This window comes from Saccharothrix sp. CB00851, assembly GCF_001905065.1.
GTDB lineage: Bacteria > Actinomycetota > Actinomycetes > Mycobacteriales > Pseudonocardiaceae > Actinosynnema.
In genome coordinates this window covers 357,940-383,239 of sequence record NZ_LWLC01000023.1, presented here as the reverse complement: position 1 = coordinate 383,239, position 25,300 = coordinate 357,940, and the positions used below count along the sequence as shown (strand labels likewise).

The 25,300-nt window shown below is 73.1% G+C and carries 26 protein-coding genes; 13 read left to right on the top strand and 13 right to left on the bottom strand.

The features are described from left to right. The first annotated feature begins 137 nt into the window (after positions 1-137). A complete protein-coding gene (gene pdxR, locus A6A25_RS23090) occupies positions 138-1,514 on the top strand; it encodes a MocR-like pyridoxine biosynthesis transcription factor PdxR (RefSeq protein WP_073893134.1) in 1,377 nt (458 codons plus the stop codon). Here pdxR and A6A25_RS42405 read toward each other — a convergent pair. Next, positions 1,486-1,704, bottom strand: coding sequence for a nuclear transport factor 2 family protein (locus A6A25_RS42405; RefSeq protein ID WP_083668593.1), 219 nt, complete (start codon positions 1,702-1,704; stop codon positions 1,486-1,488). The genes pdxR and A6A25_RS42405 overlap by 29 nt on opposite strands. Here A6A25_RS42405 and A6A25_RS23080 point away from each other — a divergent pair. The 5 genes from A6A25_RS23080 to A6A25_RS23060 all read left to right on the top strand — a co-directional run bounded on the left by A6A25_RS23080 (position 1,665) and on the right by A6A25_RS23060 (position 7,522). Then, positions 1,665-2,705 (top strand): RNA polymerase sigma factor, encoded by a 1,041-nt coding sequence (locus A6A25_RS23080; protein ID WP_241828860.1) that lies wholly within the window; start codon positions 1,665-1,667, stop codon positions 2,703-2,705. The two genes, A6A25_RS42405 and A6A25_RS23080, sit on opposite strands and share 40 nt — an antisense overlap. Positions 2,706-2,737: 32 nt before the next feature. Beyond that, positions 2,738-3,712, top strand: coding sequence for a hypothetical protein (locus tag A6A25_RS23075; protein ID WP_143193339.1), 975 nt, complete (start codon positions 2,738-2,740; stop codon positions 3,710-3,712). Beyond that, positions 3,709-4,425, top strand: a complete 717-nt coding sequence (locus tag A6A25_RS23070; RefSeq protein WP_073893131.1) for an MBL fold metallo-hydrolase — start codon at positions 3,709-3,711, stop codon at positions 4,423-4,425. The genes A6A25_RS23075 and A6A25_RS23070 overlap by 4 nt, the downstream gene beginning before the upstream one ends. Before the next feature lie 475 nt (positions 4,426-4,900). After that, complete coding sequence (locus A6A25_RS23065; RefSeq protein WP_073893129.1) at positions 4,901-5,809, top strand: glycosyltransferase family 2 protein; 909 nt, start codon at positions 4,901-4,903, stop codon at positions 5,807-5,809. Positions 5,810-5,935: 126 nt separating this feature from the next. Continuing rightward, on the top strand, positions 5,936-7,522 hold the full coding sequence (locus tag A6A25_RS23060) for a hypothetical protein (RefSeq protein ID WP_143193338.1): 1,587 nt from the start codon (positions 5,936-5,938) through the stop codon (positions 7,520-7,522). 522 nt (positions 7,523-8,044) lie between these two features. Here A6A25_RS23060 and A6A25_RS23055 read toward each other — a convergent pair. Next, complete coding sequence (locus A6A25_RS23055) at positions 8,045-8,353, bottom strand: ArsR/SmtB family transcription factor (RefSeq protein ID WP_073893126.1); 309 nt, start codon at positions 8,351-8,353, stop codon at positions 8,045-8,047. An 86-nt stretch (positions 8,354-8,439) separates the two neighbouring features. Between A6A25_RS23055 and A6A25_RS23050 the strand changes: the two genes are divergently transcribed. Then, positions 8,440-9,594, top strand: coding sequence for a site-specific integrase (locus tag A6A25_RS23050; RefSeq protein WP_073893125.1), 1,155 nt, complete (start codon positions 8,440-8,442; stop codon positions 9,592-9,594). Positions 9,595-9,941: 347 nt separating this feature from the next. Here the strand turns inward: A6A25_RS23050 and A6A25_RS23045 are convergent, their stop codons facing one another. From A6A25_RS23045 to A6A25_RS23035, 3 genes are read right to left on the bottom strand one after another with little or no spacing between them, the layout of a single operon-like run. After that, entirely contained in the window at positions 9,942-10,637 is a 696-nt protein-coding gene (locus tag A6A25_RS23045) for a histidine phosphatase family protein (RefSeq protein ID WP_073893123.1), read from the bottom strand. 10 nt (positions 10,638-10,647) lie between these two features. Continuing rightward, a complete protein-coding gene (locus A6A25_RS23040; protein WP_073893122.1) occupies positions 10,648-11,472 on the bottom strand; it encodes an undecaprenyl-diphosphate phosphatase in 825 nt (274 codons plus the stop codon). Then, on the bottom strand, positions 11,469-12,518 hold the full coding sequence (locus tag A6A25_RS23035; protein ID WP_073893120.1) for an LLM class F420-dependent oxidoreductase: 1,050 nt from the start codon (positions 12,516-12,518) through the stop codon (positions 11,469-11,471). The genes A6A25_RS23040 and A6A25_RS23035 overlap by 4 nt, the downstream gene beginning before the upstream one ends. Positions 12,519-12,646: 128 nt before the next feature. Between A6A25_RS23035 and A6A25_RS23030 the strand changes: the two genes are divergently transcribed. Beyond that, positions 12,647-13,612 carry an aldo/keto reductase gene (locus A6A25_RS23030; protein ID WP_073893119.1) on the top strand — a complete coding sequence of 322 codons (966 nt, stop codon included), beginning with the start codon at positions 12,647-12,649 and terminating at the stop codon, positions 13,610-13,612. Positions 13,613-13,723: 111 nt separating this feature from the next. Then, positions 13,724-14,371 (top strand): carbonic anhydrase, encoded by a 648-nt coding sequence (locus A6A25_RS23025; RefSeq protein ID WP_241828859.1) that lies wholly within the window; start codon positions 13,724-13,726, stop codon positions 14,369-14,371. Positions 14,372-14,428: 57 nt separating this feature from the next. Here A6A25_RS23025 and A6A25_RS23020 read toward each other — a convergent pair whose 3' ends face one another. Both A6A25_RS23020 and A6A25_RS23015 read right to left on the bottom strand, forming a co-directional pair. Continuing rightward, a complete protein-coding gene (locus A6A25_RS23020) occupies positions 14,429-14,683 on the bottom strand; it encodes a hypothetical protein (RefSeq protein WP_073893115.1) in 255 nt (84 codons plus the stop codon). Between the two features lie 119 nt (positions 14,684-14,802). Beyond that, positions 14,803-15,870 carry a M48 family metalloprotease gene (locus tag A6A25_RS23015; protein WP_073893114.1) on the bottom strand — a complete coding sequence of 356 codons (1,068 nt, stop codon included), beginning with the start codon at positions 15,868-15,870 and terminating at the stop codon, positions 14,803-14,805. Positions 15,871-16,041: 171 nt separating this feature from the next. On the opposite strand from A6A25_RS23015, the gene A6A25_RS23010 reads away from it, so the two are divergent. Both A6A25_RS23010 and A6A25_RS23005 read left to right on the top strand, forming a co-directional pair. Continuing rightward, the gene (locus tag A6A25_RS23010; RefSeq protein ID WP_198932817.1) at positions 16,042-17,004 is read left to right on the top strand and encodes a YncE family protein; all 963 of its coding nucleotides are present in this window, start codon (positions 16,042-16,044) and stop codon (positions 17,002-17,004) included. Further along, entirely contained in the window at positions 17,001-17,216 is a 216-nt protein-coding gene (locus A6A25_RS23005) for a DUF5703 family protein (RefSeq protein WP_073893111.1), read from the top strand. The genes A6A25_RS23010 and A6A25_RS23005 overlap by 4 nt, the downstream gene beginning before the upstream one ends. A 183-nt stretch (positions 17,217-17,399) precedes the next feature. Here the strand turns inward: A6A25_RS23005 and A6A25_RS44215 are convergent, their stop codons facing one another. The 4 genes from A6A25_RS44215 to A6A25_RS22990 form a co-directional block, all read right to left on the bottom strand. Continuing rightward, entirely contained in the window at positions 17,400-17,564 is a 165-nt protein-coding gene (locus A6A25_RS44215; protein ID WP_158073793.1) for a hypothetical protein, read from the bottom strand. Between the two features lie 69 nt (positions 17,565-17,633). Continuing rightward, positions 17,634-18,731, bottom strand: coding sequence for an SWIM zinc finger family protein (locus tag A6A25_RS23000; RefSeq protein WP_073893109.1), 1,098 nt, complete (start codon positions 18,729-18,731; stop codon positions 17,634-17,636). Further along, positions 18,728-21,448 carry a DEAD/DEAH box helicase gene (locus A6A25_RS22995; RefSeq protein ID WP_073893108.1) on the bottom strand — a complete coding sequence of 907 codons (2,721 nt, stop codon included), beginning with the start codon at positions 21,446-21,448 and terminating at the stop codon, positions 18,728-18,730. Before A6A25_RS22995 ends, A6A25_RS23000 begins: the two co-directional genes overlap by 4 nt. 24 nt (positions 21,449-21,472) lie before the next feature. Next, positions 21,473-22,054 (bottom strand): PadR family transcriptional regulator, encoded by a 582-nt coding sequence (locus A6A25_RS22990; RefSeq protein WP_073893106.1) that lies wholly within the window; start codon positions 22,052-22,054, stop codon positions 21,473-21,475. Between the two features lie 77 nt (positions 22,055-22,131). On the opposite strand from A6A25_RS22990, the gene A6A25_RS22985 reads away from it, so the two are divergent. Both A6A25_RS22985 and A6A25_RS22980 read left to right on the top strand, forming a co-directional pair. Next, on the top strand, positions 22,132-23,289 hold the full coding sequence (locus A6A25_RS22985) for a winged helix DNA-binding domain-containing protein (protein WP_073893105.1): 1,158 nt from the start codon (positions 22,132-22,134) through the stop codon (positions 23,287-23,289). Continuing rightward, a complete protein-coding gene (locus A6A25_RS22980) occupies positions 23,286-23,750 on the top strand; it encodes a GNAT family N-acetyltransferase (protein WP_073893103.1) in 465 nt (154 codons plus the stop codon). The genes A6A25_RS22985 and A6A25_RS22980 overlap by 4 nt, the downstream gene beginning before the upstream one ends. 6 nt (positions 23,751-23,756) lie before the next feature. On the opposite strand, the gene A6A25_RS22975 is transcribed toward A6A25_RS22980, so the two are convergent. Both A6A25_RS22975 and A6A25_RS22970 read right to left on the bottom strand, forming a co-directional pair. Continuing rightward, positions 23,757-24,548 carry a TetR/AcrR family transcriptional regulator gene (locus tag A6A25_RS22975; protein WP_241828858.1) on the bottom strand — a complete coding sequence of 264 codons (792 nt, stop codon included), beginning with the start codon at positions 24,546-24,548 and terminating at the stop codon, positions 23,757-23,759. Then, positions 24,482-25,270 carry a hypothetical protein gene (locus A6A25_RS22970; RefSeq protein WP_143193337.1) on the bottom strand — a complete coding sequence of 263 codons (789 nt, stop codon included), beginning with the start codon at positions 25,268-25,270 and terminating at the stop codon, positions 24,482-24,484. Before A6A25_RS22970 ends, A6A25_RS22975 begins: the two co-directional genes overlap by 67 nt. Positions 25,271-25,300 lie beyond the last annotated feature (30 nt).

Sequence of the window (25,300 nt, the reverse complement as noted above, 5' to 3'; positions counted from 1 at the left end):
GACCCGACCCGGGTCCACGTGGTGATCACGTGATCACCACGTCCGATACTGCCGGCTGCGCCCACCACGGGGCATCGCGTCAGGTTGCTCTGCTACCCGGCGTCGCCGGTGGTCCGGCCCGGCTAAGGTCCGGTCCCGTGGCTGACCAGTGGGCCGTCGCGGGGGTCGACCTGCACGTGGAGCTCGACCCCGCGTTGTCGCGGCGCGCGGCGTTGGAGCGCGCGTTGCGGGACGCGGTCCGGGCCGGCCGGCTGGCCCCCGGCGCCCGGCTGCCCGCGACCCGCAAGCTGGCCCTGGAACTCGGACTGGCCCGCAACACGGTCGCCGCCGCCTACGACCAGCTGGTGGCCGAGGGCTACCTGACCGCACGCCGGGGCGCCGGCACGCAGGTCGCACCGCTCCCCCGGCCCGCCACACCCACCACGACACCCGCACCGGACACACCGCGACCGCGGCACGACCTGACGCCCGGCAGCCCCGACGTGTCCACGTTCCCCGCGGCCGCCTGGTCACGCGCCACCCGCCGGGCGCTCGCGGCCGCACCGGCGAGCGCGCACGGGTACGGCGATCCCCGCGGCCGGATCGAGCTGCGCGCGGCGCTGACCGAGTACCTGGGCCGCACCCGCGGCGTGCAGGCGTCACCGGAGCGGATCGTGGTGACCTCCGGGTACGTGCAGGCGCTGGCGCTGCTGGCATCGGTGCTGGACGGGCCGGTGGCGATGGAGGACCCCGGCCTGCCGTTCCACCGGGACGTGGTGACCCGCACCGGACGCCCCGTGGTGCCGTTGCCGGTGGACGACCGGGGCGCCACGCCGCCGGGCGACGTCGCGGCCGCGGTCGTGACACCGGCGCACCAGTACCCGACCGGCGTGCCGCTGCACCCGGCACGACGAAACGCCTTGACCGCGTGGGCGCGGGAATCGCGCGCGCTGCTGGTCGAGGACGACTACGACGGCGAGTTCCGCTACGACCGGCAGCCGCTGGGCGCCGTCCAGGGCACCGCACCCGACCACGTGGTCTACGCGGGCAGCGCGTCGAAGACGATCGGACCGGGAGTGCGGCTGGGCTGGCTGGTGCTGCCGCCGCGCTGGGTGGACCCGGTCGTGGACGCCAAGCTGCACGCCGACCACCACACCGAGGTCGTCGGACAGCTCGCCCTGGCCGACCTGATCGGCACCCACGCCTACGACCGGCACATCCGCGGCTGCCGGCTGCGCTACCGGCGACGACGCGACCTGCTGGTGCGCCGACTCGACGGCCTCGGCGTGCCGGTGCACGGCGTCTCGGCCGGTCTGCACGTCCTGGTCGAACACCCGGACGAGACCGCCGTGCTGACCCGGGCCGCCGCGCACGGCCTGGCGTTGTCCGGGCTGCGCGACCACCACCACGACCCGCGCACCGCGACGCGGCAGGGCCTGGTGGTGGGGTACGCGACCCCGCCCGACCACGCCTACCGCGCCGCGCTGGACGCGTTGACCGCGGCCCTCACGGCGTCAGGTCCAGGGCCGCGCTGAAGCTGCCGTCCATGTAGAACGGGGTCGACGTGTGCTCGTGCGCGATGCGCCACACCCCGTCCACCCGCCGCAGGCACACCGTGGAGCGGAACCACAGGTCGAACTGGTCGAGGTGCGGCCCGCCCGGCCCGGCCTGGACGACTTCCTGCGGTGACCCCGATCGGCCCCCTCCTGCGCGAACTCGCGCCACGCGTCCTCGGCGCCCTGGTACGCCACCACGGCGACTTCGACGCCTGCGAGGACGCCGTCCAGGAAGCGCTGCTCGCCGCCGCCACCCAATGGCCCGCCGGCGGGACACCCGACAACCCCACCGGCTGGCTGATCACCGTCGCGTCCCGACGCCGCATCGAGCTGTGGCGATCCGACACCGCACGCCGACGCCGCGAGGAAACCGCGTTCGCACTCACCCCACCCGCCCCGGAACCCGCACCCGGCATCGACGACACCCTCACGCTGCTCGTGCTGTGCTGCCACCCGGCGCTCACACCCCCGTCCCAGGTCGCGTTGACGCTGCGCGCCGTGGGCGGACTGACCACCGCCGAGATCGCCCGCGCGTTCCTGGTACCCGAAACCACCGTCGCCCAGCGCATCAGCCGCGCCAAACAACGCATCAAAGCCACCGGCGCCCGCTTCGACCTGCCACCCGCCACCGAACCCGACCACCGGTTCGACGCCGTCCGCCACGTCCTCTACCTCGTGTTCACCGAAGGCCACACCGCCAGCTCCGGCACCGACCTGCACCGCGTCGACCTCTCCGGCGAAGCCGTCCGCCTCACCCGCGCCCTGCACACCCGACTGCCCCACGACGGCGAAACCGCCGGACTGCTGGCCCTGATGCTGCTCACCGACGCCCGCCGACCCGCACGCACCCGACCCGACGGCTCACTCGTGCCGCTCGCCGACCAGGACCGCACCCGCTGGGACGCCACCCTGATCGCCGAAGGCACCCGCCTGGTCCGCCACGCGCTCACCACCACCGCGATCGGCCCCTACCAACTCCAAGCCGCCATCGCCGCCCTGCACGCCGAAGCCCGCACCGCCGCCGACACCGACTGGAAGCAGATCCTCGGCCTCGCTACCTCGAACAACGCGCCCGCGAAGAGTAGGGGGCGTGCGGTTGCGCCAACCACAACCCGCCGTTCGGCGGCTGGCGCGGCGGCACCCCGGCCGATGAGCTGGATCATGCGATGAGTCGGGGGACGACCCATCGAGGGGGAGTTGGCTTGTTCCGACCCGTGCCGGTGCCCGTGCTGCCGCCCAGCACCGCACTGGCCGACCTGGCGACCGCCGGCGAGCACCACGCCTGGCTGGCGGGCACCACCGGCGTGTTCACCAGCCGCCCGTCGGCACCACTGGTGCTGAGCTGGACCGGCGAGACCTGGCACGAGGAACCGCTGCCCGCCCTGCCCGCCCCGGCGAGCCTGTCCGGCGTGTCCGCCACCGCGCCCGACGACGTCTGGGCGGTCGGCAACAGCGCCGGCCACCCCCTCGTCCTGCACTACGACGGCACCACCTGGCAGACCGTCACCACACCACCCATCACCTGGGCCAAAGCCGTCGCCGCCGTCGCCCGCGACGACGTCCACGTCGTCGGCACCGGCCGCGACGCCCTCCACTACGACGGCACCCACTGGCGCCTGCGCACCGCCCTGTCCTCCGCCCGCGAAGGACTGCAGACCATCACCGCCACCGCACCCCACGACGTCTGGGCCGGCGGCGGAGGCCTCGCCGGCGCCGGACCCGCCACCTACGACTACCCCGTCCTCGTCCACTGGGACGGCCACACCTGGACCGAGATGGCCGGACCACGCCTCGAACGCGGCCACGTCGCCCGCCTCGCCGCGACCGCACCCGACGACATCTGGCTCGGCCACGTCCGCGACACCGAAGGCCTGCGCGTGCACCGCTGGGACGGCAGCCAGTGGAACGCCGTCCCCACCCCCGACGACACCGGCCGCCTCAGCGTCCACGGCGTCGCCGCGGGCTGGACCTGGGGCGTCCGCGCCACCCGCCGCTCCTTCGAAACCAGACCCGCCTTCCACCGCTGGACCGGCGAGAACTGGACCACCGTCGCCCTGCCCGACGACCTCGCCCGCACCTCCGCCTCCCACGTCGGCCTCGCCACCACCGGCACCACCACCTGGGCCTACCTGAAAACCGCGGCGGGCGTGCACGTCCTGCGCCACACTGCCCCGTGACCTTCCGCCTCACCGTCCTGGGCACCGCCACGCCCTACCCGCGCCCCGGCAACCCCTGCTCCGGCTACCTCCTGCGCACCGAGCACACCGCCATCTGGGTCGACGCCGGCCCCGGCGCCCTCGCCGAGCTGCAACGCCACCACCGACCCGACCTGCTCGACGCCGTGTGGATCAGCCACACCCACGCCGACCACGCCGCCGACCTGCTGCCCTACTACTACGCACTCCTGTTCGCCGACCACCAACCCCGCGCACCCATCCCGCTCTACGGCCCACCCGGACTCGCCGACCGACTCGAACACTTCCTCGCCGGCGCCACCCCCAACCCGGCCGCCGCCGCGTTCGACGTCCACGAACTGCACGACCACCACCACACCGAGATCGGCGACATCACCCTCACCAGCCACGCCGTCCACCACGGCCTACCCGCCTTCGGCCTGCGCGCCACCCACGACGACACCGCCTTCGCCTACTCCGGCGACACCGGCCCCTGCCCGGCCCTCGACGAGCTCGCCGACGGCGCCGACCTGTTCCTCTGCGAAGCCGACGGCACCGGACCACACCACTGCTCCCCCGAAGACGCCGCCACCGCCGGCCGCGCCGCCCGACGCCTCCTGCTCACCCACGTCGGCCACACCCTCAGCACCGCCGAAGCCGCCGAACGCGCCCACGCCCCCGTCGCACGACCAGGTGAAAGTTTCACGATCAGATGACACCCGACCGCGCACCCCGGCACCGCGACCGCGCCGAACAAGCCGAACAACCGGGCGGAACACCCACCCGCCGAAGACACCCCATAACCGTGGAACGCTGCCATTCCACCCGACACATCAACAGCGAGGCAAATAGCCACCGCCACCTACAACGGCCACGAACTTTTCACCGAACGTTCCACCCGCCGCCCACCCCGCCCACGACCACGAATGACCCACGACCGCCACAACCCTGTAACCCCACGCACCCCGAAACCGATAAAAACGCCCACACCGACAGCACCCCACAACCAAAACGGGGCATGATGCCTGCCCCCACCGCCAACACAGTAGGCTGCCTCCTCGCCACCTCCGCAACGCCGGTATCCCCGGCCCTCGGGTGGAACCACCAAGGACAGGGCACAAGGGGAAGGGTCGTGGCAAAGGGGATGGGTGCACCACACCGCAACCTGATCGTCGGTCCTACGAGGTGACCATGAACGGCATCGACATCATGCTCCCCCACTACGGGGACACCTCGTACCTCAAGACCGCGGTGCGCAGCATCATCACCCAGGACGACACCGACTGGCACCTCACCGTCATCGACGACAGCGCCACCGACAACGGCCTGCCCGAGTGGTTCGACGCGCTGCGCGACAACCGCATCCACTACCAGCGCAACGAAGCCAACCTCGGCATCAACGCCAACTTCCAGAAGTGCCTCGACCTCGCCGAACGCGACTTCCTCGTGGTCATGGGCTCCGACGACGCCATGCTGCCCAACTACGTCAGCACCATCCGCCGGACCATCCAGCGCTACCCCGACGCCGACGTCGTCCAAGCAGGCGTCGAAGTCATCGACAGCACCGGCCAGGTCGTCCGACCCCTCACCGACCGCGTCAAACGCGGCATCTACGCCCCCGACACCACCACCCCCAAACTCCTCGGCGGCGAAGACCTCGCGATCAGCCTCCTGCGCGGCAACTGGACCTACTTCCCCTCCCTGTGCTGGCGCCGCGAAGCCCTCAAAGACCTCGGCTTCCGCCAAGGCCTCAGCGTCGTCCTCGACCTCGCCCTCATGCTCGACCTGCTCCAACGCGGCGGACAACTCGCCGTCGTCCCCGACGTCTGCTTCCAGTACCGCCGCCACAACGCCAGCGTCTCCTCCGCCCTGGCCTCCCTCGGCGGCCGCTTCACCGAAGAACGCGACTTCTTCGTCGACGTCGCCGAACACCTGGACCGCATCGGCTGGCACCGCGCCGCCAAAGCCGCCCGCCTGCACCTCTCCTCCCGACTCCACGCCCTGCTCATGCTCCCCGGCGCCGTCACCTCCCGGCAGACCGCCAGCGCCAAAGTCCTCGTCCGCCACGCATTCGGAACCACCAAACCCGTGAGGAAGTGATCAACGGTGCTGTCGACCGCGCCAGAACAACCGCCGCGGACCAGCCCCGAGCACCCCCCGCCGCCGCCCACCACCACCGCACAACCCCGCAGAGGATGGCTCTTCGCCGCCGAAGCCGTCGTGTCCGTGGCTGCCGCTGCGCTCATGGTGTTGCTCGCCCGCCGCATCGAGGTCAACCCCCTCGACCGGATCGGCCAGATCAGCGGCCTCGCCGGACTCCAACTCCGCTACGCCCTCATCGTCCTCGTGCTGCTGATCCTCGTCGTGATCACCGCCCGCGTCCGCTGGGCCGCCCACGCACCCACCGCCCGCCGACTCACCGCCGCCGCCGCGGCCGGCCTGTTCAGCGGCCTCGTCGCCGGCGCCATCCTGATCGCCCTGCGCGGCACGTCCTGGGGACTGTTCGCCAACTACGGCGACGCCGGCACCCTCAGCGACTGGGCACAAGCCCTCATCGACACCGGCACCATGAAGGACGACTACCCACCCGCCTGGATCCACCTCACCGCCTGGCTCTCCCAGCTCACCGACACCGCGCCCGACAACCTCCTCAAACCCCTGCAGATCGTTGGCACCGCCCTGTTCGGACCCGTCGCCTACCTCGCCTGGCGACTCCTGCTGTCCCCCATGTGGGCACTCGCCCTCGGCGTGCTCCCCGCCATCGTCCTCATCGAGCCGTACAAGCCCTACACCACGATCATGCTCGTCGTGATGGTGCCCGTGCTGCTCGCCCTGCTCCGCCGACTCCGGCGCGCCGGCGACACCACCTGGCGCGGCATCGTCCTGCCCGCCATCGGCTTCGGCCTCGCCCTCGGCGTGATCTTCCTCATCTACTCCGGCTGGTTCGTCTGGTCCGCACCCGGCATCGTGGTCGCCGCCCTCGTGCTGTTCCCCTGGCGCACCGGCTGGGCCAAGGGCCTCACCCTCGTCGCGATCACCGCCGCCGTCTTCGTCGCCGTGTCCTACAACCACCTCTTCGGCCTGCTCGACGCCTCCGGCTCGGTCAAGGACCGCTACTTTTACTGGGACACCTGGACCGAACCCACCTACATCGCCATGTGGCGCACCGATCTCCCCGGCAACACCGGCCCCTGGCCCCCACCCGGCGAGATCGGCGGCGTCGGCCTGTTCACCATCCTCGCCCTCATCGGCCTGGCCACCGCGATCGCCGTCGCCCGCCGCCGCACCATCGTCATCACCCTTACCTGCGTCTTCGCCGGCGCCTGGCTGCTGCGCTTCCACTTCGGCTCCCAGATGTACGCCGCCGACGCCGTGCAGCTCTACCCCCGCAGCACCGCCGAACTCCTCTACTGCCTGCTCCTGCTCACCGGCTTCGCCGCCTACTACGGCGTCCGGCGCTTCGACACCGTCGCCCGCGTCCGCGCCGCACTCTCCTCACCCTCACTCGGCCTGGGCGCGCTCGTGGCCGCATTCCTCCTCCTGGCCTCCGCGGGCTCCTCCATCGGCGACCGCTACATGCCGCGCGTCGACAACTCGCTCGGCATCCTGGCGACCGCCTCGCACCTGAGCGTGCAGCCCGACGGCACCTGCCCCGCCTACAACCACACGTTGGGCAAGGGCTGCTACACCAAGAACCACCCGCGCTACCACCTGGCGCTGCTCGAACTGGCCGAGCTCAGCGACAAGCTCAGCGTCAACCGCACCAACAAGCCCGGCGAACTGCCGCACCACCGCACGGAAGGGGACGGCTGACGCGCACGCCACGTGGCTGACGCGCACGCCACGTCACGCGCCGGTGGGGCGGTCGGAGCATTCCGGCCGCCCCACCGGCGTCTCGGCCCGACGGCACCGCGATGTTCATCGGCGGGCCGGGACGCGACGATCACTGGTCAGGCAGCGTTCCAGCGGCGAGGTGACGGCGACGGCGGCGGTTGCCGTCACGCCGCGCTCAGCCCGGTCCTGGCGGGAGCTGGCCGCGCCGACCCCGGCGGCAGCGTGGCCACGACGGCGTCGGCGGTGACACCACGCGACTCCCGTGACGCGACCGCGCGCGACGGTGCCCGACACCCGCCGCCCGAGGCGTTCGCCCGCTGCGACCGCGGCACCGTGGAAGGGCGGCAGCCGAGAGTGCGGCGGACCCGCCGGGGGCATGCGGCCGGTCGAGGCGGGCCTTGTTGTTTCTCCCGACGTTTCAGATGAATAATAACACCGTGTTCTTTGAAGTCGGGGGCATGATCACCCGATCGTGCACACGGCTGCCGGCAAAGACGCAGGTCAGGGTGCTTCGATCGCCTTGGTGATGGAGTCCAGGACGCCGGGGAACCGGTGCTCCATCTCCTCACGCCGCAGCTCGTGGGTGCGGTAGCTGCCCTGCGGCGTCACGCGCAGCACCCCCGCCTCGCGGAGCACCTTCAGGTGATGCGACAACGTCGACATGCTCACCGGCACGTCGAACTGACCGCACACGATCCCACCCGATCGTGCGAGCTCGGCCACGATGCGCAGCCGGACGGGGTCCGCGAGCGCGCTGAGCACGGTCGCGAGCTGGAGGTCCTCCACGTCCGGGTGTTGTAGGGCTCGCACGGTTTCGCATAGTAGCGACCACGGTCAAGTGGTCTATTACTCCACACTGAAGATATCAAGAGGATCAACGATGTTAGGGTGACCGGGTGACCTTGCCGGAACCGGTGCGCGCGGAACTCGATCGGGTGCGGCACGCGGCGCCGGTCGACTTCGCGGCACTGGAGCAGGTGCGGCGCCGGTTCGACGACGAGCAGGCCGAGGCACTGTCCGGCTACCTCCGTGCGGCGCAGTCGGCGAACACCGTGCGCGCCTACCGCTCGGACTGGGTCGGCTGGGCCGCCTGGTGCGAGGCCGAGGGCCGGGTGGCATTGCCCGCGGACCCGGTGGACGTCGCGGTGTACCTGGCGGTCGCGGCGGACGCGACGAAAGCCGACGGCTCCCCCGCGTTCGGCCCGTCCACGTTGGAGCGCAAGGCGGCGGCGATCGCCGCGGTGCACGCGGCGGGCGGCCTGCCCTCCCCCACCCGGTCGGACGTGGTGCGGTTGACGTTGCGCGGTATCCGCCGCACCCGGCAGGCTCAGCCGCGGCGCAAGCGGCCGGTGCTGCTGGGCACGTTGGAGGCGTTGTTGGCGGAACTGCCACCGCCGGGCTGGCCGACGGGCGTGGCACGACGGCGTGACGCACTGCTGCTGCTGGTGGGCTTCGCGGGCGCGTTGCGGCGCAGCGAACTGGCGGCGGTCGCGTTGGAGGACGTCACCGTGGACGTGGACCCGCGCACGCACGAGCCCCTGCTGCTGGTCGAACTCGGCGTCACGAAGACCGACCGGACGGGCGTGCACCGGCAGCGCGTGGTGCTCCCCCGCGGCGCACGGAGGCCGACGTGCCCGGTGTGCGCGTTCGCGGACTGGGCGGACGTGCTGACCGCACCGGACCCACAAGCGCTGCTGGACGGCGAGAGCGGCCCGGAGGCGACGCACCGCTGCCACTCCTACCAGCCGGGGACGTTGCGCGGCCCGCTGTTCCCCTCGGTGAGCAAGCACGGGCGGATGGGCGGCCGGTCCATGTCCGACCGGGCGGTGTCGGACGTGGTGAAGCGGTACGCGGCGAAGGCCGGGTTGGACCCGGCGCTGTTCGGCGGGCACTCGCTGCGGGCGGGGTTCGCCACCCAGGCGGCGCTGGGCGGCGCGAGCGACCGGGAGATCATGAGGCAGGGCCGCTGGACCAACCCGCGCACCGTGCACCGCTACATCCGCACCGCGAACCCGTTGGAGGACAACGCGGTCACCCGCCTCGGACTGTGATCAAGGGCGCACGCCGGGTTGTTAACTTCTAACACGCCCGGTCCGTCCGGGCGGGACCGAACGGTCCAACCGGTTAGCGCTCCGGACTGCTTGCGCGTTTGTTTCGGCGAGGTTTCCACCCGTGTTGAGCTGGGCTTTTGATCGTCGTCGTGGTCCGGGGCGGCCGTGCTGACCTGCGCAAGTGCCGGGCCAGCGGCGAAAAACCGCACCCGCACGACGGCATTCACCGGCGTGGTGGCGCCCATACGATCGTCTGCACGTGGTCGCCCGCCCCGACCAAGCGCACCGTGGCCCCCGGACTACCCTGCACTGTCCGGGGGCCACGCGCTGCTCGAAGCCGGCCCGCGTCAGGCGCCGGTGGTGCCGCCCACGACGGCGTCGGACGACGGCGGTTCCCCGGTCTTCTCCGGCGGCGGCACGAGGGCGGACAGGTCGCCACCGTTGTCGTTGACGCGCAGCACGAACGGCCGGGTCTCGGTGTACTGGACGACGGACACCGACGCGGGGTCGACGACGATGCGCTGGAACCCGTCGAGGTGCACGCCGAGCGCGTCGGCGAGGACGGCCTTGATCACGTCACCGTGGCTGCACGCCAGCCAGACGGCCCGCGGGCCGTGTTCGGCGGTGATGCGGGCGTCGTGGGCCCGGATGGCGGCCACGGCCCGTGCCTGGACGGTGGCCAGTCCTTCGCCGTCGGGGAACACCGCGGCGGACGGGTGCTGCTGCACGACCGACCACAGTGGTTCCTGGAGTAGGTCCTTGATCTCGCGGCCGGTCCACTGGCCGTAGTCGACCTCGGCGAGGTCGGGTTCGACGGCCGGTTCGAGGCCGAGCCGGTCGAGCAGGGGCGCGAGGGTACGCCGGCAGCGTTCCAGCGGTGAGGTGACGGCGGCGGCGAGCGGGATGCCGGCGAGCCGGTCGACCAGTGCCGCGGCCTGCTCCTCGCCCCGTTCGGACAACTGGACGCCGGGTTGGCGGCCCGCGAGGACGCCCGCTCCGTTGGCGGTGGAGCGGGCATGTCGCAGCAAGATCACGGTAGCCACGGTGCCAACCCTATGACGGGTTGATGAGCCCCATCGACAGCAGCCCCATCAGGACGATGCCGAGCAGCAGCCGGTACCACACGAACACCGAGTAGCTGTGCTTGGAGACGTAGCGCAGGAGCCACGCGATGGTGGCGTAGCCGACCGCGAACGACACGATCGTGGCGACGATCATCTGCGGCACGGAGGCGGCGTTGGGCTCGGCGCGTTCGAGCACGTCGGGGATGCTGAACAGGCCCGCGCCGAACACGGCGGGCAGGGCCAGCAGGAACGAGTAGCGGGCGGCGGAGGCGCGGTCCAGGCCGAGGAACAGGCCCGCGGTGAGCGTCCCGCCGGAGCGGGACACGCCGGGGATCAGCGCCAGCGCCTGGGCCAGACCCATGCCGACGGCGTCCTTGAGCTGGAGCTTGTTGCGGATGTGCTGGGCGAAGTGGTCGGCCACGCCGAGCAGGATGCCGAACACCACGAGCGCGGTGGCGGTGATCCACAGGTTGCGCAGCGACGACCGGATCTCGTCCTTGAACAGGTAGCCGAGCACGCTGATCGGGATGGACCCGATGATCACGTACCAGGCCATGCGGTAGTCGTCGGTCTTGCGCGCCGCCTTGTTGAACAGCCCGCGGAACCAGGCGGCGATGAAGTTGCCGATGTCCTTGGCGAAGTAGATCAGCACCGCGACCTCGGTGCCCAGCTGGATGACCGCGGTGAACGACGCGCCCGCGTCGTTGCCGAAGAACAGCGTGGAGACGATCCTGATGTGACCCGACGAGGAAATGGGCAGGAATTCCGTGAGCCCTTGGACGAGTCCGAGGACGATGGCCTGCAACCAGCTCAACTACCCACTCCTGCCAGATCCAGAGCTTCGATCGCCGTGCGGAGCGCGGCGATCCCCTGATCGAGATCTTGCAGCATGGGCGAAAGGGTGAGAGTGGTGACCCCCGCTTCGGCGTAGGCGCGCATCTTCTCGGCGATGCGCTCCTTCGGGCCGAGCAGGGAGGTGGCGTCGAGGAACTCGACCGGGAGGGCGGCCATCGCGCCCTCGTAGTCCTTGGCGAGGTAGCGGTCCTGGACCTGGGCGGCCTCGGCGGCGAAGCCCATGCGGACGGCGTTGTCGTTGTAGAAGTTCTTCTGCCTGCTGCCCATGCCGCCGACGTAGAGGGCGGCGTAGGGGCGGACGCGGTCGGCGCACGCACGCCAGTCGTCGCCGACGACCATGGGCACGGTGGCGGCGATGTCGAACCCGTCGAGGGTCTTGCCCACCTTCTCGCGGCCCGCCTTGAGCGAGGCGAGAACGTCCCCGGAGTGCTCGGGCGACAGGAACAGCGCGAGCCAACCGTCGGCGATCTCGCCCGCCAGCTCGACGTTCTTGGGGCCGACGGCGGCGAGGTAGACGGGGATGTGCTCGCGCACGGGGTGCACGGTGAGGGTGAGGGCCTTGCCGGGGCCGTCGGGCAGCGGCAGCGTGTAGTGCTCGCCGTCGTAGCGCAGCCGGTCGCGGCGCAGGGCGGCGCGGACGATGTCGACGTACTCGCGGGTGCGGCCGAGCGGCTTGTCGAACCGCACGCCGTGCCAGCCCTCCGACACCTGCGGCCCGGACACGCCCAGGCCGAGGCGGAACCGGCCGCCGGACAGCGAGTCCAGGGTGGCGGCGGTCATCGCGGTCATCGCCGGGGTCCGGGCGGGGATCTGCAGGATCGCGCTGCCGACGTCCACGCGTTCGGTCTGCGCGGCCACCCACGCCAGGACCGTGGGCGCGTCGGAGCCGTAGGCCTCGGCGGCCCACACCACCGAGTAGCCCAGTCGGTCGGCTTCCCGCGCCAGTTCGAGGTTCGCGGCGTCGTTGCCCGCGCCCCAGTACCCGAGGTTCAGTCCCAGTCGCACGAACCGGGACCCTACCGGTCGGTAACCTGGTTCGCCAGGCCGGGTGCGCACGATCGTGGCGGGATTCGGGCTTGACCGGTGCGTGCCACGACCCGCCGGAAAGTCGATCACCCTTTAGGCTCCCCCGCGTGGAACAGCGATACCTCGGGCGCAGCGGACTGCGGGTCTCCCGGATGGCCCTGGGCACGATGACCTGGGGCCGGGACACCGACGCGGACGAGGCGGCCACCCAGTTGCTGGCCTTCGCCGAGGCGGGCGGCACGCTGGTGGACACCGCCGACGTGTACGTGGAGGGCGAGAGCGAGCGGATCCTGGGCGGTCTGCTGGGCGAGGTCGTGCCGCGTGACGAGCTGGTGATCGCGACGAAGGCGGTGGCGCGGCGCAACGACGGCCCGTTCGGCGGTGGCGCGTCGCGGGGCGCGCTGCTCAACGCCCTGGACGGGTCGCTGCGCCGGCTCCGCGTGGAGCACATCGACCTGTGGCAGCTGCACGCGTGGGACGCGAACGTGCCGCTGGAGGAGACGCTGTCGGCGCTGGACACGGCGGTGGCGTCGGGCCGGGTCCGCTACGTGGGGGTGTCGAACTACTCGGGCTGGCAGTTGGGCACGGCGGCGGCGCTGCCGGGGCACGCGCCGCTGGTCTCGACGCAGGTGGAGTACTCGCTGCTGGAGCGGGGCGTGGAGCGGGAGGTGGTGCCGGCGGCGCGGCACCACGGGATCGGCCTGCTGCCGTGGGCGCCGCTGGGGCGTGGCGTGCTGACCGGCAAGTACCGCAACGGCACGCCGTCGGACTCGCGGGGCGCGTCGGCGCACTTCGCCGGGTACGTGGAGCAGCACCGCACGGAACGGGCGGCGCGGATCGTGCAGGCGGTGGCGACGGCGGCGGACGGTCTGGGCACGAACGCGCTGTGCGTGGCGCTGGCGTGGGTGCGGGACCGACCGGGCGTGGTGGCGCCGGTGGTGGGCGCGCGGGACACGGCCCAGTTGCTGGGGTCGCTGGCGGCGGAGGAGCTGACGTTGCCGCCGGCGATCCGCGCAGCGTTGGACGACGTGAGCGCGGTGGAGTTCGGCTATCCGGAACGGCCGCTGGGCTGAGGCAGCACGGCGGTGTCCGGATTGGACGGAATGTTGCTTTCCGTGACGATTCGGAGCGGCCTCGTGACCCCGCGTCACGCTGGAGCGTCGAGTCGGGTCTAGGTTCGGGTCGTGCGTGAGACAAGTGGTGAGCCGGCCGCGGTGACGCGACGCCGGTTGTTCGGCATCACGGCCGGTACCGCGGCGACCGTCGTGGTCGCCGGAGCGCCCGCGTCGGCCCAGGGCCCGTCGGCGCCGCGGACCGCACCGGCGACGGCTGTGGACGCGGAGGGCGCGTGGCGCAAGCTCGCCGAGGGCAATCGGCGGTTCGTCACCGGGCACCAGACCCACCCGCACGAGTCGCTGCGGTGGCGGGAGTCGCTGGTGCGGGGCCAACACCCGTTCGCGGTGGTGCTGGGGTGCGCGGACTCGCGGGTGCCGCCGGAGCTGGTGTTCGACCACGGGCTGGGCGACCTGTTCACGGTCCGCGCGGCGGGCGAGGTGCTCGACAACAGCGTGCTGGGCAGCGTCGAGTACGCGGTGGAGCACCTGGGCATCCCGCTGGTGGTGGTGCTGGGGCACGCGAACTGCGGCGCGGTGTCGGCGGCGGTGGACGTGGTGCGGGGCCGGGCGGCGGCGGTGGACAACCAGGCCAAGCGGGTGGCGTCGCTGGTGTTGGAGAGGTCGGTGACGGTCCGCACGGCGGTGCGGCACCACGGGGTGCGGGTGGTCGCGGCGAGCTACCGGCTCGACACCGGCGAGGTCACCCGGCTGACGTGAGCGGTGGGGTCCGGGTGCGTTCACCGCCGTGTCGCGACACCCGGACCCGTCCGCCGGTCAGCCGGAGTACTTGCCCCGGTAGCCGACCGGCCCTTCGCCGGGGAACTGCGCGGTGCCCTCGAACGTGCTGCCGTTGTCGAAGAACGTCACGCTGCCGTTGCCTTGGTCGCCGCTCCAGGTGACGGTGGTCCCGGTGGACGGCGCCCCCTCCTCGGGCACGACCGGGTCGCGGTTCGTGATGCTCACGGTCAGCGGCGCGTCGGGCTGCCAACCACCGCCACCGGTGTGGATCTCGGTCTCGTACGTGGCCACCTGCGACCTCCTTCGGCACGGGGGCTTTCCCCGCGCACCGATCGCACCACCGCCCGGTGGGGCGCGGGCGGGCTGAAACCCCGCATCAGCCTCCGGATGAACACCACCACCTGGTCGGGTCAGGTCAGGGTGTCGTTCACGTGGCGGAACCACTCCCGGACACCCGCCAGTTGGTCCTCCAGCCAGGTGGCGACGTCGGCGGCGAGGTCGAGGGCGCGGGGTGTGCGGACGTGCCCGGCGAGGTGCTCGACCAGGGTCTGGATGCGCCGCACGGGCGGCGGGTGGTTGCCCGCGAACGGCACGGTCAGGCCGAGCTCGTCGGCCAGCCGGTCGGTCACCTCGTGCAGGAACAGCACCAGCAGCACCGCGCCGACCAGGCACGGCTCGTGCGCCTCCAGCTCACGGGGGCCGAGGTCGTCCAGGGTGTGCAGCATGACCGTGGCGGCGACGCGGTCGGCCTCGTGCTCGCGCGGCCAGCCCACGGACCGGGCGTCGAGGGCGCCGACGGGTGTGTTGGTGTCGGTGAGGCGGCGGGCGTGCAGCAGGTGCCCGGACAGCACGTGCCCGACCTCGTGGGCCAGCACGAACTGGGTCCCCCGCCGCGCCATCAGCGAGACCAGCGCGGCACGCTGGCCGGACAGCTCGGGCAGCCGCCGCGCCTCGACCGCGCCGTTGCCGTACAGGTGGGCGTTGACGGCCTCGGCCAGTGCGAAGGACGCCTGTTCGGGGGTCAGCAGGGGCGGGGTGCCGTAGTTCGGCAGCGCCCCGGTCATGATCTTCAGCACGGCGCCGAGCAGGTCCAGCAGCGAGGTGTTGACCAGCACCAGCACGCCGCGGCCCGGCACGGGGACGCTGAGCGCGTCGAGCGTGCCGGTGGGGAACACGCCCGCCAGCACCGGGGTGGCGGCGTCCCACCCGGCGACGCGGGCCAGGTGCAGCACCTCGGGCTGCAGGGCGTCGAGGGTGCGTTGCTGCTCGCGCAGGTGCGCGGGCCGGTAGGCGGCGGGCCGCACCCGCACGTCGACCAGCCGCCCCAGCAGGTCCGGCAGCGGCTCGGCGGCCACCTGGGTCCAGGTGTGGTAGCGCATGGCGGTGTCGGCGGGGTGCGCCGGTGGGTCGAGGTGGTCGGCCACCCGCCGGTCCCGCAGCAGTTGCACGTGCCGGTTGCGCAGCTCCTCGACGGTCATCGCGACGCCTCCCCGTTCACCTGGGATAGTCGCCGGAGAAGGGCGAGGGGTACGGGTGGGGCGCGACTATCACCTGCCCAGACCAACGACAACACCCGCCCCCTGCGTGACGATGGTGGTTCGGTGATGGATGCTGGGAGGGCTGAACGGGGTCGACTGGGAGGTCCGACGTTGCGCCGACTGGCGGCGGTAGTGCTCACCGGGGTCGCCTTGGTCTCGGGCTGTGCGACCGAGGAGAACCCGGCCGATCCGCTGCAGCTCGCGGCGACGTTGGAGCCCGCGCGGCCCGCCGCGGCACCGGAGCAGACCGCCGCGCCGCACGGCCGGGTGGTGCCGCTGGGGCGGGCGACGGCGGTCGCGGTCGCGGGCGGGCGGGTGGCGGTGGCGCTGGCCGATCCGCCGTCGGTGGCCCTCTACCCCGCCGACACGCTGGGTGACCCCGTGGTCGTGCCGCTGCCCGGTCCGGCCGAACAGCTGGTCACGGTCGGTGACGCGGTGGAGGCGGTGGTGCCCGCCGGTGCCGTGGTGACGATCCGGCCGGACGGCACGACGTCGCAGCGCGCGGTGGACGGTGCCCCGGCGGACGTGGTCCGGGTGGGCGAGCGGACGTTGGTGGCGCAGCGCGACCTGCGGCAGGTGTCGGTGGACGGGCACGTCGTGCGCGGCATCTCCAGCCCGGACCGGCTGGTCGCGGTCGGCGGTGCGGCGGTGGTGCTGGACCGGCCGCGCAGCGCGGTGTTCGACCTGGACCCGGCGGCCGACGGCCCCGGTGCCGGGCTGCGCGCGGGCGAGGGTGCGACGAACGCGGTGGCCGACCGGTTCGGCCGGGTGCTGGTGGTGGACACGCGCGGCGGTGAGCTGATGGCGTTCTCCACCGGCCCGCTGATCATGCGGCTGCGCTACCCCGTGCCGGGCGAGCCGTACGGGATGGCCTACGACGAGGCGCGCGACCTGGTGTGGATCACGCTCACCGGGCGCAACGAGGTCGTGGCGTTCGACGTGTCCGGTGCGGAGCCGGTGGAGCGGCACCGGTACGCCACGGTCCGGCAGCCGGACTCGGTGGCGGTGGACCCAGGCAGCGGGCGCGTGTTCGTCGCGTCCGGGAACGGCGCAGGGATGCAGGTGATCGGATGACGGGCGAAGGGGTGGTCGACGGGGACTGGGAGTACCGGCCGCTGCGGTTGCCGGCCGGTGTCTCCCGTCGCACGGCGACGACGCAGCTGACGATCCACGCGGAGTTCGCCGGGTGGGAGCTGTCGCGGACGTTGTTGTTCGGCGACGGTTCCCGCAAGGTGTGGCTGCGGCGCAAGCGGACGGCCGCCGTGGTGCCGGGCGTGATCACCTAGGACCGGTCGGCCGCCGCGCGCGTCACCGTCCCACGGGCGGTGGCGGCGGACCAGGTCGGCCCGGGAACCCCGGGTCCGCGCGACTCTGCCGACTACCACAGCTGTGGTACCACAGCTGTGGTGAAGCGGGCTCCACCTGCGACTTCGACTCCGGCTCCTCCACTGTGGACGGCCTGACCGACCTCAATGGACGACGGCCCACGTGCGCACGGTCGGGTCGACGAGGACGTCGAGCACCGCGTCCGACCGCCCGGCGGCGGTGACGACGGCCGCGAGGGTCTTCTGCGCGCGGGCCGAGCGCGGGCTGGTCAGCCGCACCTGGGAGGGTTTCGGTGGTAAGTCGACCACCTCGCGAGCGTAGGCGACACTCCCCCGGCGCCGCGTGTTTTTCCGCGAGCCGCCACTTCGGCGGCCGGGCTAATCGGTGTCGCTGAGGGCGGCGGTGGGGTCGCGGTGCGGGATGCCGGTCGGCCACCAGGTGCCGTCGGTGTCGCGGTAGGGGTACCAGCGGCCGTCGCGGCCGTAGCGGAGTTGTCGGTCGTGGACGGTCCAGCGGTTGCGCCACACGGTCGGTTCGGGCAGTTCGCCGCTGTCCCAGGCGGCACGGGCGCGGGCGGTGTCGGTCTTGCCGGGGGTCCAGGGCTGTTCGAGGACGTCCAGGGCGGCGAGGCCGCCTTGGCGCCAGGCCCGCACGGCGCGGGGGTCGGCGTCGAGCCGGTCGTGCAGGGCGGGCACGGTGGCGGCCATCCGGATGTGGTCGCGGCGGTCGTCGGGGGCGGGCCAGTGGCCGGTGGCGAGCACGTCGCGGGCTTTCGCGGCGGCGTCGGCGACGAGCAGGCGCAGCACGTCGACGTCGAGGCCGGGCGCGGGTTCGAACTCCGGCAGCGGGCCGAGGTCGCCGGGCGGCGGGTCGGCGGGCAGGTCCCGGACCGGTTCGGCGTAGGCGGCGGTGGCCAGGACGCCGGCGGTGGGGCGGGAACCGGCGACGACTTCGTCCTGGTCGCGTCCGCGCAGGAGCAGCAGGACCCACGGGTCGGCGTCGAGCAGCCACGACGCCTGGTGGCACAGCGCGGCGGCGTGGCGGCAGGGCAGCTCCCAGCCGGGGCAGGTGCACTCGGGGTCGAGGTCGCCGATGCCGGGCAGCAGCGGCACGCCCGCGTCGGCGGCGGCGTCGGCGAGTTCGCGGGGCATCTCGCGGTCGAGCAGCGCGGCGAGGTGGCCCGCTTTCGCGGCGATCTGGCCGAGGAACCGGTTCCACTCGCCGTCGGTCAGCTCGGTGACGTGGACGGTGGTCCGGTAGGTGTCCTCGGCGTCGTAGACGGTGGCGTCGAGGCGGCCGGGGCTGACGGTGATGGTGCCGACGAGCCCGGCGTGGGCGTACTTGCGGCCCTGCCGCAGCGGCGCCTGGTCCAGTGAGGTGTCCTCCAGGGCCTGCAGCCACGCCTTGCCCCACCAGGAGCGGGCGCGGCGCACGCCCTTGCCGAACGCGGGGAAGCCCTTGACGCGGTCGCTCACGTGCCGCTCCTGAGTTCGACCAGGTTGCCCAGTTCGTCGTCGGACAGTTCGGTGAACGCGGCGTCGCCGCGGGCCAGGACGGCGTCGGCGAGGTCGCGCTTGGCGCGCAGCATCGCGGCGATGCGGTCCTCGATGGTGCCCTCGGCGATGAGCCGGTGCACCTGCACGGGCCGGGTCTGGCCGATGCGGTGGGCGCGGTCGGTGGCCTGGTCCTCCACGGCCGGGTTCCACCACCGGTCGTAGTGCACGACGTGGTCGGCGCGGGTGAGGTTGAGGCCGGTGCCGGCGGCTTTGAGGGAGAGCAGGAACACCGGGCACCCGCCGTCCTGGAAGCGGCGCACCATGTCCTCGCGGGCGGGGACGGGCGTGCCGCCGTGCAGCAGCTGGGTGGCGATGCCGCGGCCGGCGAGGTGGCGTTCGATGAGCCGGGCCATGGCGACGTACTGGGTGAACACGAGCACCGAGCCGTCCTCGGCGAGGATCGTGTCGAGCAGTTCGTCGAGCAGTTCGAGCTTGCCGGACCGGCCGGCGAGCTTCGGCGAGGTCTCCTTGAGGTACTGGGCGGGGTGGTTGCAGACCTGCTTGAGGCCGGTGAGCAGCTTGACGATCTTGCCGCGGCGGGCGATGCCGTCGGCTTCGCGGACCTCGGCCATGAGTTCCCGCACGACCGCCTCGTAGAGCGCGGCCTGTTCGCGGGTCAGCGCGACGGGCTGGTCGGTCTCGGTCTTGGGCGGCAGTTCGGGCGCGATACCGGGATCGGTCTTGCGGCGGCGCAGCAGGAACGGCCGCACCAATCGGGCGAACCGCTGCGCGGCCTCGTGGTCGCGGTCGCCTTCGATGGGACCCGCCCAGCGGGCCTTGAACCGGGCCATGGTGCCGAGCAGGCCGGGGGTGGTCCAGTCGAGGATCGCCCACAGCTCCGACAGGGTGTTCTCCACCGGCGTGCCGGTGAGGGCGACGCGGGCGCGGGCGGGGATGCGGCGCAGCGCCTTGGCGGTGTCGGAGGCGGGGTTCTTCACGTGCTGGGCCTCGTCGGCGACGACCATGCCCCAGTCGACGTCGGCGAGCCGGTCGGCGTCCAGGCGCATGGTGCCGTAGGTGGTGAGCACGAAACCCTCGTGCGCGACCTCCCGGCGGGGACCGTGGAAGCGCCGCACGGGCACGCCGGGCGCGAAGCGTTCGATCTCGCGCTGCCAGTTGCCCATCAGCGACGCCGGGCAGACCACCAGCGTGGGTCCGGGGTCGCGCCGGTCGCGGTGCAGGTGCAGCGCGATGAGGGTGACGGTCTTGCCCAGACCCATGTCGTCGGCCAGGCACGCGCCCAGGCCGAGCGAGGTCATGCGGTCCAGCCAGCGCAGGCCGTGCAGCTGGTAGTCGCGCAGGGTCGCCCGCAGCGCGGGCGGCTGGCTGATCGGGTCGGTGTCGAGGTCGGCCAGGCGCGACTTCAGCTCGTCCAGCCAGCCGGTGGCGGCGACCTGGACCTCGACGCCGTCGACCCGGGTGCTGCCGGTCAGCGCCGCGCCGAGCGCGTCGATCGCGGTGACGGGTTCGAGGGTGCGTTCGCGGGCGCGGCGGGCCAGCTCCGGGTCGACGAGGGTCCAGCGGTCGCGCAGCCGCACGACCGGCCGGGTGGCCTCGGCGAGCCGGTTTAGTTCGTCGGGGGTGAGCGGGTCGTCGCCCAGGGCGAGCTGCCAGTCGACGGAGGTGAGCTGGTCGGGGCCGAAGAACGCCGGCCGGTCGCTGGGCCGTTCGCCGATCACGACCTTGGCCGACAGGTCCCGCACCAGGTCCTTGGGCCAGTGCACGTCCACGCCCGCGCCGGCCAGGCGGACCGCCCCGGTGGTGAGCAGGTGCTCGACGTCGGAGTCGAGCAGGGTGACCTCGTCGGGCACGGCCTGGTCGAGCAGCCGTTCCAGCGGCGCCCAGGCACGGGCGGCACGGCGCAGCGCGACCATGGCGTCGGCCCGGGACCGCTGGTTGGCCGACGCCCACAGCTCGGCGGCGTCGACCACGCGGGCCGGATCGGCGAGGCTGTGCACCTGCACGACGCCGCGGAACGGGCCGAAGCCCTCGATCCGCAGGGAGATCCGCACGCCCTGGTCGGCCCAGTCGCGCAGGTGCGGCACCTGCTGGGGCGCCATCGCGGCGAACGCCGGTGCGCCGGCCGCGTGCACGGCCGCCGCGCCACGCGGCATGGTGTCGGCGACGGCGTCGAGGAAGGCGCGCAGCAGCGGTTCGGCGTCGGGCAGTTCGAGCGGGTCGCGGCCCGGCAGCGGCACGGCGCGGGCGTGCGCGGGCATCGCGTCGGCCAGGTCGCGCACGCGGGCGTGGTCGCCCGCGTCGAGAGGACCGAGCAGCCACGCGTCGAAGTCGCCGTCGGTGACCGCGGGCCGCACCCGGCCCCGGGCGACGAGTTGCAGCGCCACCACCACGGCCGCGCCCCAGAACGCGGTGGCGGGGTGGGCGTGCGGGGTGCGGCGGGCACGGCTGAGCAGCGGGATGGCCTCGGTCACCGGCAGCCGCAGGGCGGGCACGGTCTGCCGGGTGCCGTCGGGGGTGGCGATGGTGAGCCGGTCCGGGCCGGGTGCGTCGACCCCGTCCGAGTGCACCGACGGCTGCGCCGAACCGGCGGGACGGGGGTCCTGGGCGGGGTAGAAGGCGATCGTGGACGTGCGTGGCGGGTCGGCGACCTCGAAGACGGCCGCGTACCGCTCCAACCCTGTGTTCAGCGCTCCCCCTCGCTACTCAAGTTTGAGTATAGCCCAGCTGCCCGGTGCGCCCGGCGATCCCGGTTCGCCTGCCATCGGGTAGGCGCCCGACTCCAGGCGCTCGACCAGGCCCCGCGTCCACTCCGCCCCCGCGGCCGCGGTGTGCTCCCACAGCCCGAACAGCTCCTTCACGTGCGGCGGATCGCGCCACTCCCCCACCTGCTCGCGCGCCGCGTCACGCCGGGTCTCCAACGCCGCCAGCCGCTCGGTGAGCAGACCGACGGCTTCCTCCCTCGTCAACGACGGCAGCAGCGCCAACCCGGCCGCGAGCAGGTCCGGCCGCGTCTCCGGCCGCCGCAACGCGTCCCTGAGCAACGTGCGGTACTCGGCCTCCCCCGCGGGGGTGATCTCGTAGTCCGTGCGACCGGGCGGCACGCTGTGGTCGACCAGGCAGCCGTCCTTGGTGAGCTGCTTCAACGCGTGGTAGATCGAGCCCCACTTGACGTTGGCCCACTCCCCCGCGCCCCACGACATCAGGTCGTTGCCGATCAGGTAGCCGTGGGCGCGCCCGTAGCCGCGCACCACCCCGAGCACCAGCAGCCGTGTTGCCGACATCGCGTCCTCGTCCAGCGGTCTCCGGGTTGCGTGGATCCCGGTTTCGCCGATCAGGGTAGATCGCCGAGGATGGACCGGTGACGCTCGCCAAGATCGACGACGCTCAGCGGCGGGCCCGCCTCGGCGTCCGCCACCTGCTGTCCGCCCGTGCCACCGCCGTGGAGGACGTGGTCGAGGCACTCGTCGGCCTGCACGCCACCGACCCGGGCACGGTGTTCCTCTCCGCGTGCGCCCGCCTGGAACACCCCTCGGTGCCCGAGGTGGAAGCCGCGTTCTACGAGCGGCGGACGCTGGTCCGGTCGTTGTGCATGCGCCGCACGATGTTCGCCGTCACCGCCGCGACCGCACCCGTGGTGCAGGCCGCCGCGGGCGCCGCCATCGCCGCCAAGGAACGGCAGAAGCTGCTCACCTACCTCGCCGACGGCGTCGGCTGGGACGCCGACCGGCTCGCCCGGGTCGAGGACGCCACCCTCGAAGCGCTGCGCCTGCGCGGCGAGGCCACCGCCGTCGAGCTCACCCACGACGTCCCCGACCTGCTCGAACAGGTCGTCGTCGCACCCGGCAAGCCCTACGAGACCCGCCAGAACGTGTCCAGCCGCATCATCCGCGTGCTGGCCGCCGACGGCAGGCTGCGCCGCGGCCGACCCCTCGGCACCTGGCTGAGCACCCAGTTCCGCTGGGAGCCCGCCACACCTTGGCCGTCACTCGACCCCGACCTCGGCCGCGCCGAACTCGCCCGCCGCTGGCTCGCCTCCTACGGCCCCGGCACCGAAGCCGACCTCAAGTGGTGGACCGGCTGGAACCTCGGCCACACCCGGGCCGCCCTCACCGCCGCCGGCGCCGTCCCGGTCGAGCTCTCCACCGGCACCGGCTACGCCCTGCCCGACGACCTCGACCCCGTCGACCAGCCCCCACCGTGGGCCGCGCTGCTGCCGGCACTGGATTCGACACCGATGGGATGGCAGGCTCGCGACTGGTACCTGCCCGCCCGACACCGGCCGCGCCTGTTCGACACCGCGGGCAACGTCGGCCCGACCGTCTGGTGGAACGGCTCGGTCGTCGGCGGGTGGGCCCAGCGCGCCGACGGCGGACTCGTGTGGCGACTCCTCGACGACGTCGGCGCGGACGCGGAAGCGGCGATCGCCCGGGAGGCGGACCGGTTGGCGTCCTGGCTGGGCGGGGTGCGCGTGATCCCCCGCTTCCGGACGCCGTTGGAGAAGGAGCTGACGACATGATCGGATTGCGGAGGGTGGACGACGCGGGAGTGGAACGGCTGCTCGGCCTGGCGGTCGCGGACGCCGACCCCACCGACGTCATGCCACCGGGCTGGACCCTGGACCGACCGGACGACTTCCGCGAGTTCTACCGGGGCTTCCAGGACGACGCCTACGAGATCGTGGACGGCGAGCGCACCGTCGGCATGATCCGGCTCACCGCGAAGGGCGAGACCGGGATCTGGGTCGCCCGCTGCGCCCGCGGCCACGGCGTCGGCCTCGCCGCGCTGCGCCGCGTCATCGAAGAAGCGCCCCGACGCGGCGTCACCACGGTCTTCGCCGACACCACCACCGACAACACCGCCGCCATGGCCCTCCTGCGCAAGGCGGGCGCGGTGCTCGACGTCGACGGCACCCACGTCCACGCCCGGATCCCGGTGCCCGTCGAACCGTGCCCGAGCGACGGCGTGGACGTGGGCTGACCGGTCTCAGGTCTCGGACTTGCGGAGCTTGGCGCGCAGCGCGCGGCGGGCGACCGGGCCGAGGTCGTCCACCACGTCCACGAGGACCGCGAGGCGGTCCAGGGCGTCGAGCGCGGCGTGCGCGCCGGCCGGGTCGACGCCCTCGAACAGCTCCAGTCCGATGAACCCCGCGCACACCGCGCGGGCCAACCCGCCGGTGTCCACCAGGTCGCGCACCGGCGAGTCGGCCAGCAGCCGGTCCAGCACGCGCTCGACAGGGCCGATCCACAGCTCCAGCGCGGCCGACGCGGCCTTGGCCAGCTCCTGGTCCGCCTGCGCGCCGGCGAGCAGCTGGGCGAGCACCATGACGTTGCCCAGCGACCGCTCCTCGGCGTGCAGGCGGCGGCCCAGCTCCAGCAGCTGCCGCAGGTCGGCGACCTCGTCCAGCCGGGACGCGAACGACGCGACCCTGACCTTCGTGGCGGCCAGGCACGCCGCCTCCAGCAGCTCGTGCACGCTGCCGAAGTGGTAGAAGACCAGGGCCTGGTTGACGCCGGCGGTGGCGGCGATCGTGCGGGCGGACGTACCGGTGATCCCGTGCCGCCGGATCGTCTCGATCGCGCCGTCGATCAGTCGCTGTCGCGTGTCGGCCATGTGATCACGGTAGGGGCACGCGCCGAGCAGCGTGATCGCCGCGGCCGCGGACATCAACGCGCCGCCGAACCCGGCCCGGTCGTGCGCGATGAAGTCCGTCAGCCGCGCGTTCGCCTCGTCCAACTTCTCCGCCCCGGTGCCCAGGAACGCCAGATCGCTCGCCACGAACACCTCCGAAGCACCGGGCCGAGCGCGATCGCGGCCGCGCCCAGCCCCGCGCCGATCATCCCCAGCCCGACCAGCGCGCCCCACCACCACGCCGGCCACCGCCTCGGGTCACGCCCCACGTCGCGCACCGAGGGCGCCGGACGGGTCGGCGTCGCCGCCTCCACCACCCGCGCGAACCAACCGGGACCGGCCGCCACCAGCACTTCCGGCGCGGCCAGGACCGCCTTGGCCGGGTCGGCGAGGACGTCCACCGCACGAGCCGTCGACGGCGAACGCAGGTGCACCACATCGGGATCGGCGCCGACACGCACGGCATCGACGTGCCGCACCAGCGCGGCCACCACCTCCGGTCCCGTCGCCCGCACCACCACCGGCACACGTCGCCCCACGGCCGCCTCGCGCACCACCCCGACGTCCGCGGGCCCGACCGGACCCACCTCCACCACACCCGCGCCGAGCAACGGCAACGCCCTCACCGCGTCCCGCGCGACACCGGGCGGCACCACCGCACCCACCCGGCTCCGCACCGCCACCCCGGCCACCGAACCGGCCAGCCACCGCGGCGGGTGCCGGTGCCCGAAACCCCGCGACACCAGCCACCCGCCACCCGGCAACGACCCGACCAGCGCCAACACCCGCAACGCCACCCGCCGCGACCGGCCCGGCCCCAGCACCGCCGCGGCGATCCCGCGCAGCGGGAAATAAGTCCAGTCAGGCACCGGAACACCCCTTTTTTAAGCGACTGCTCA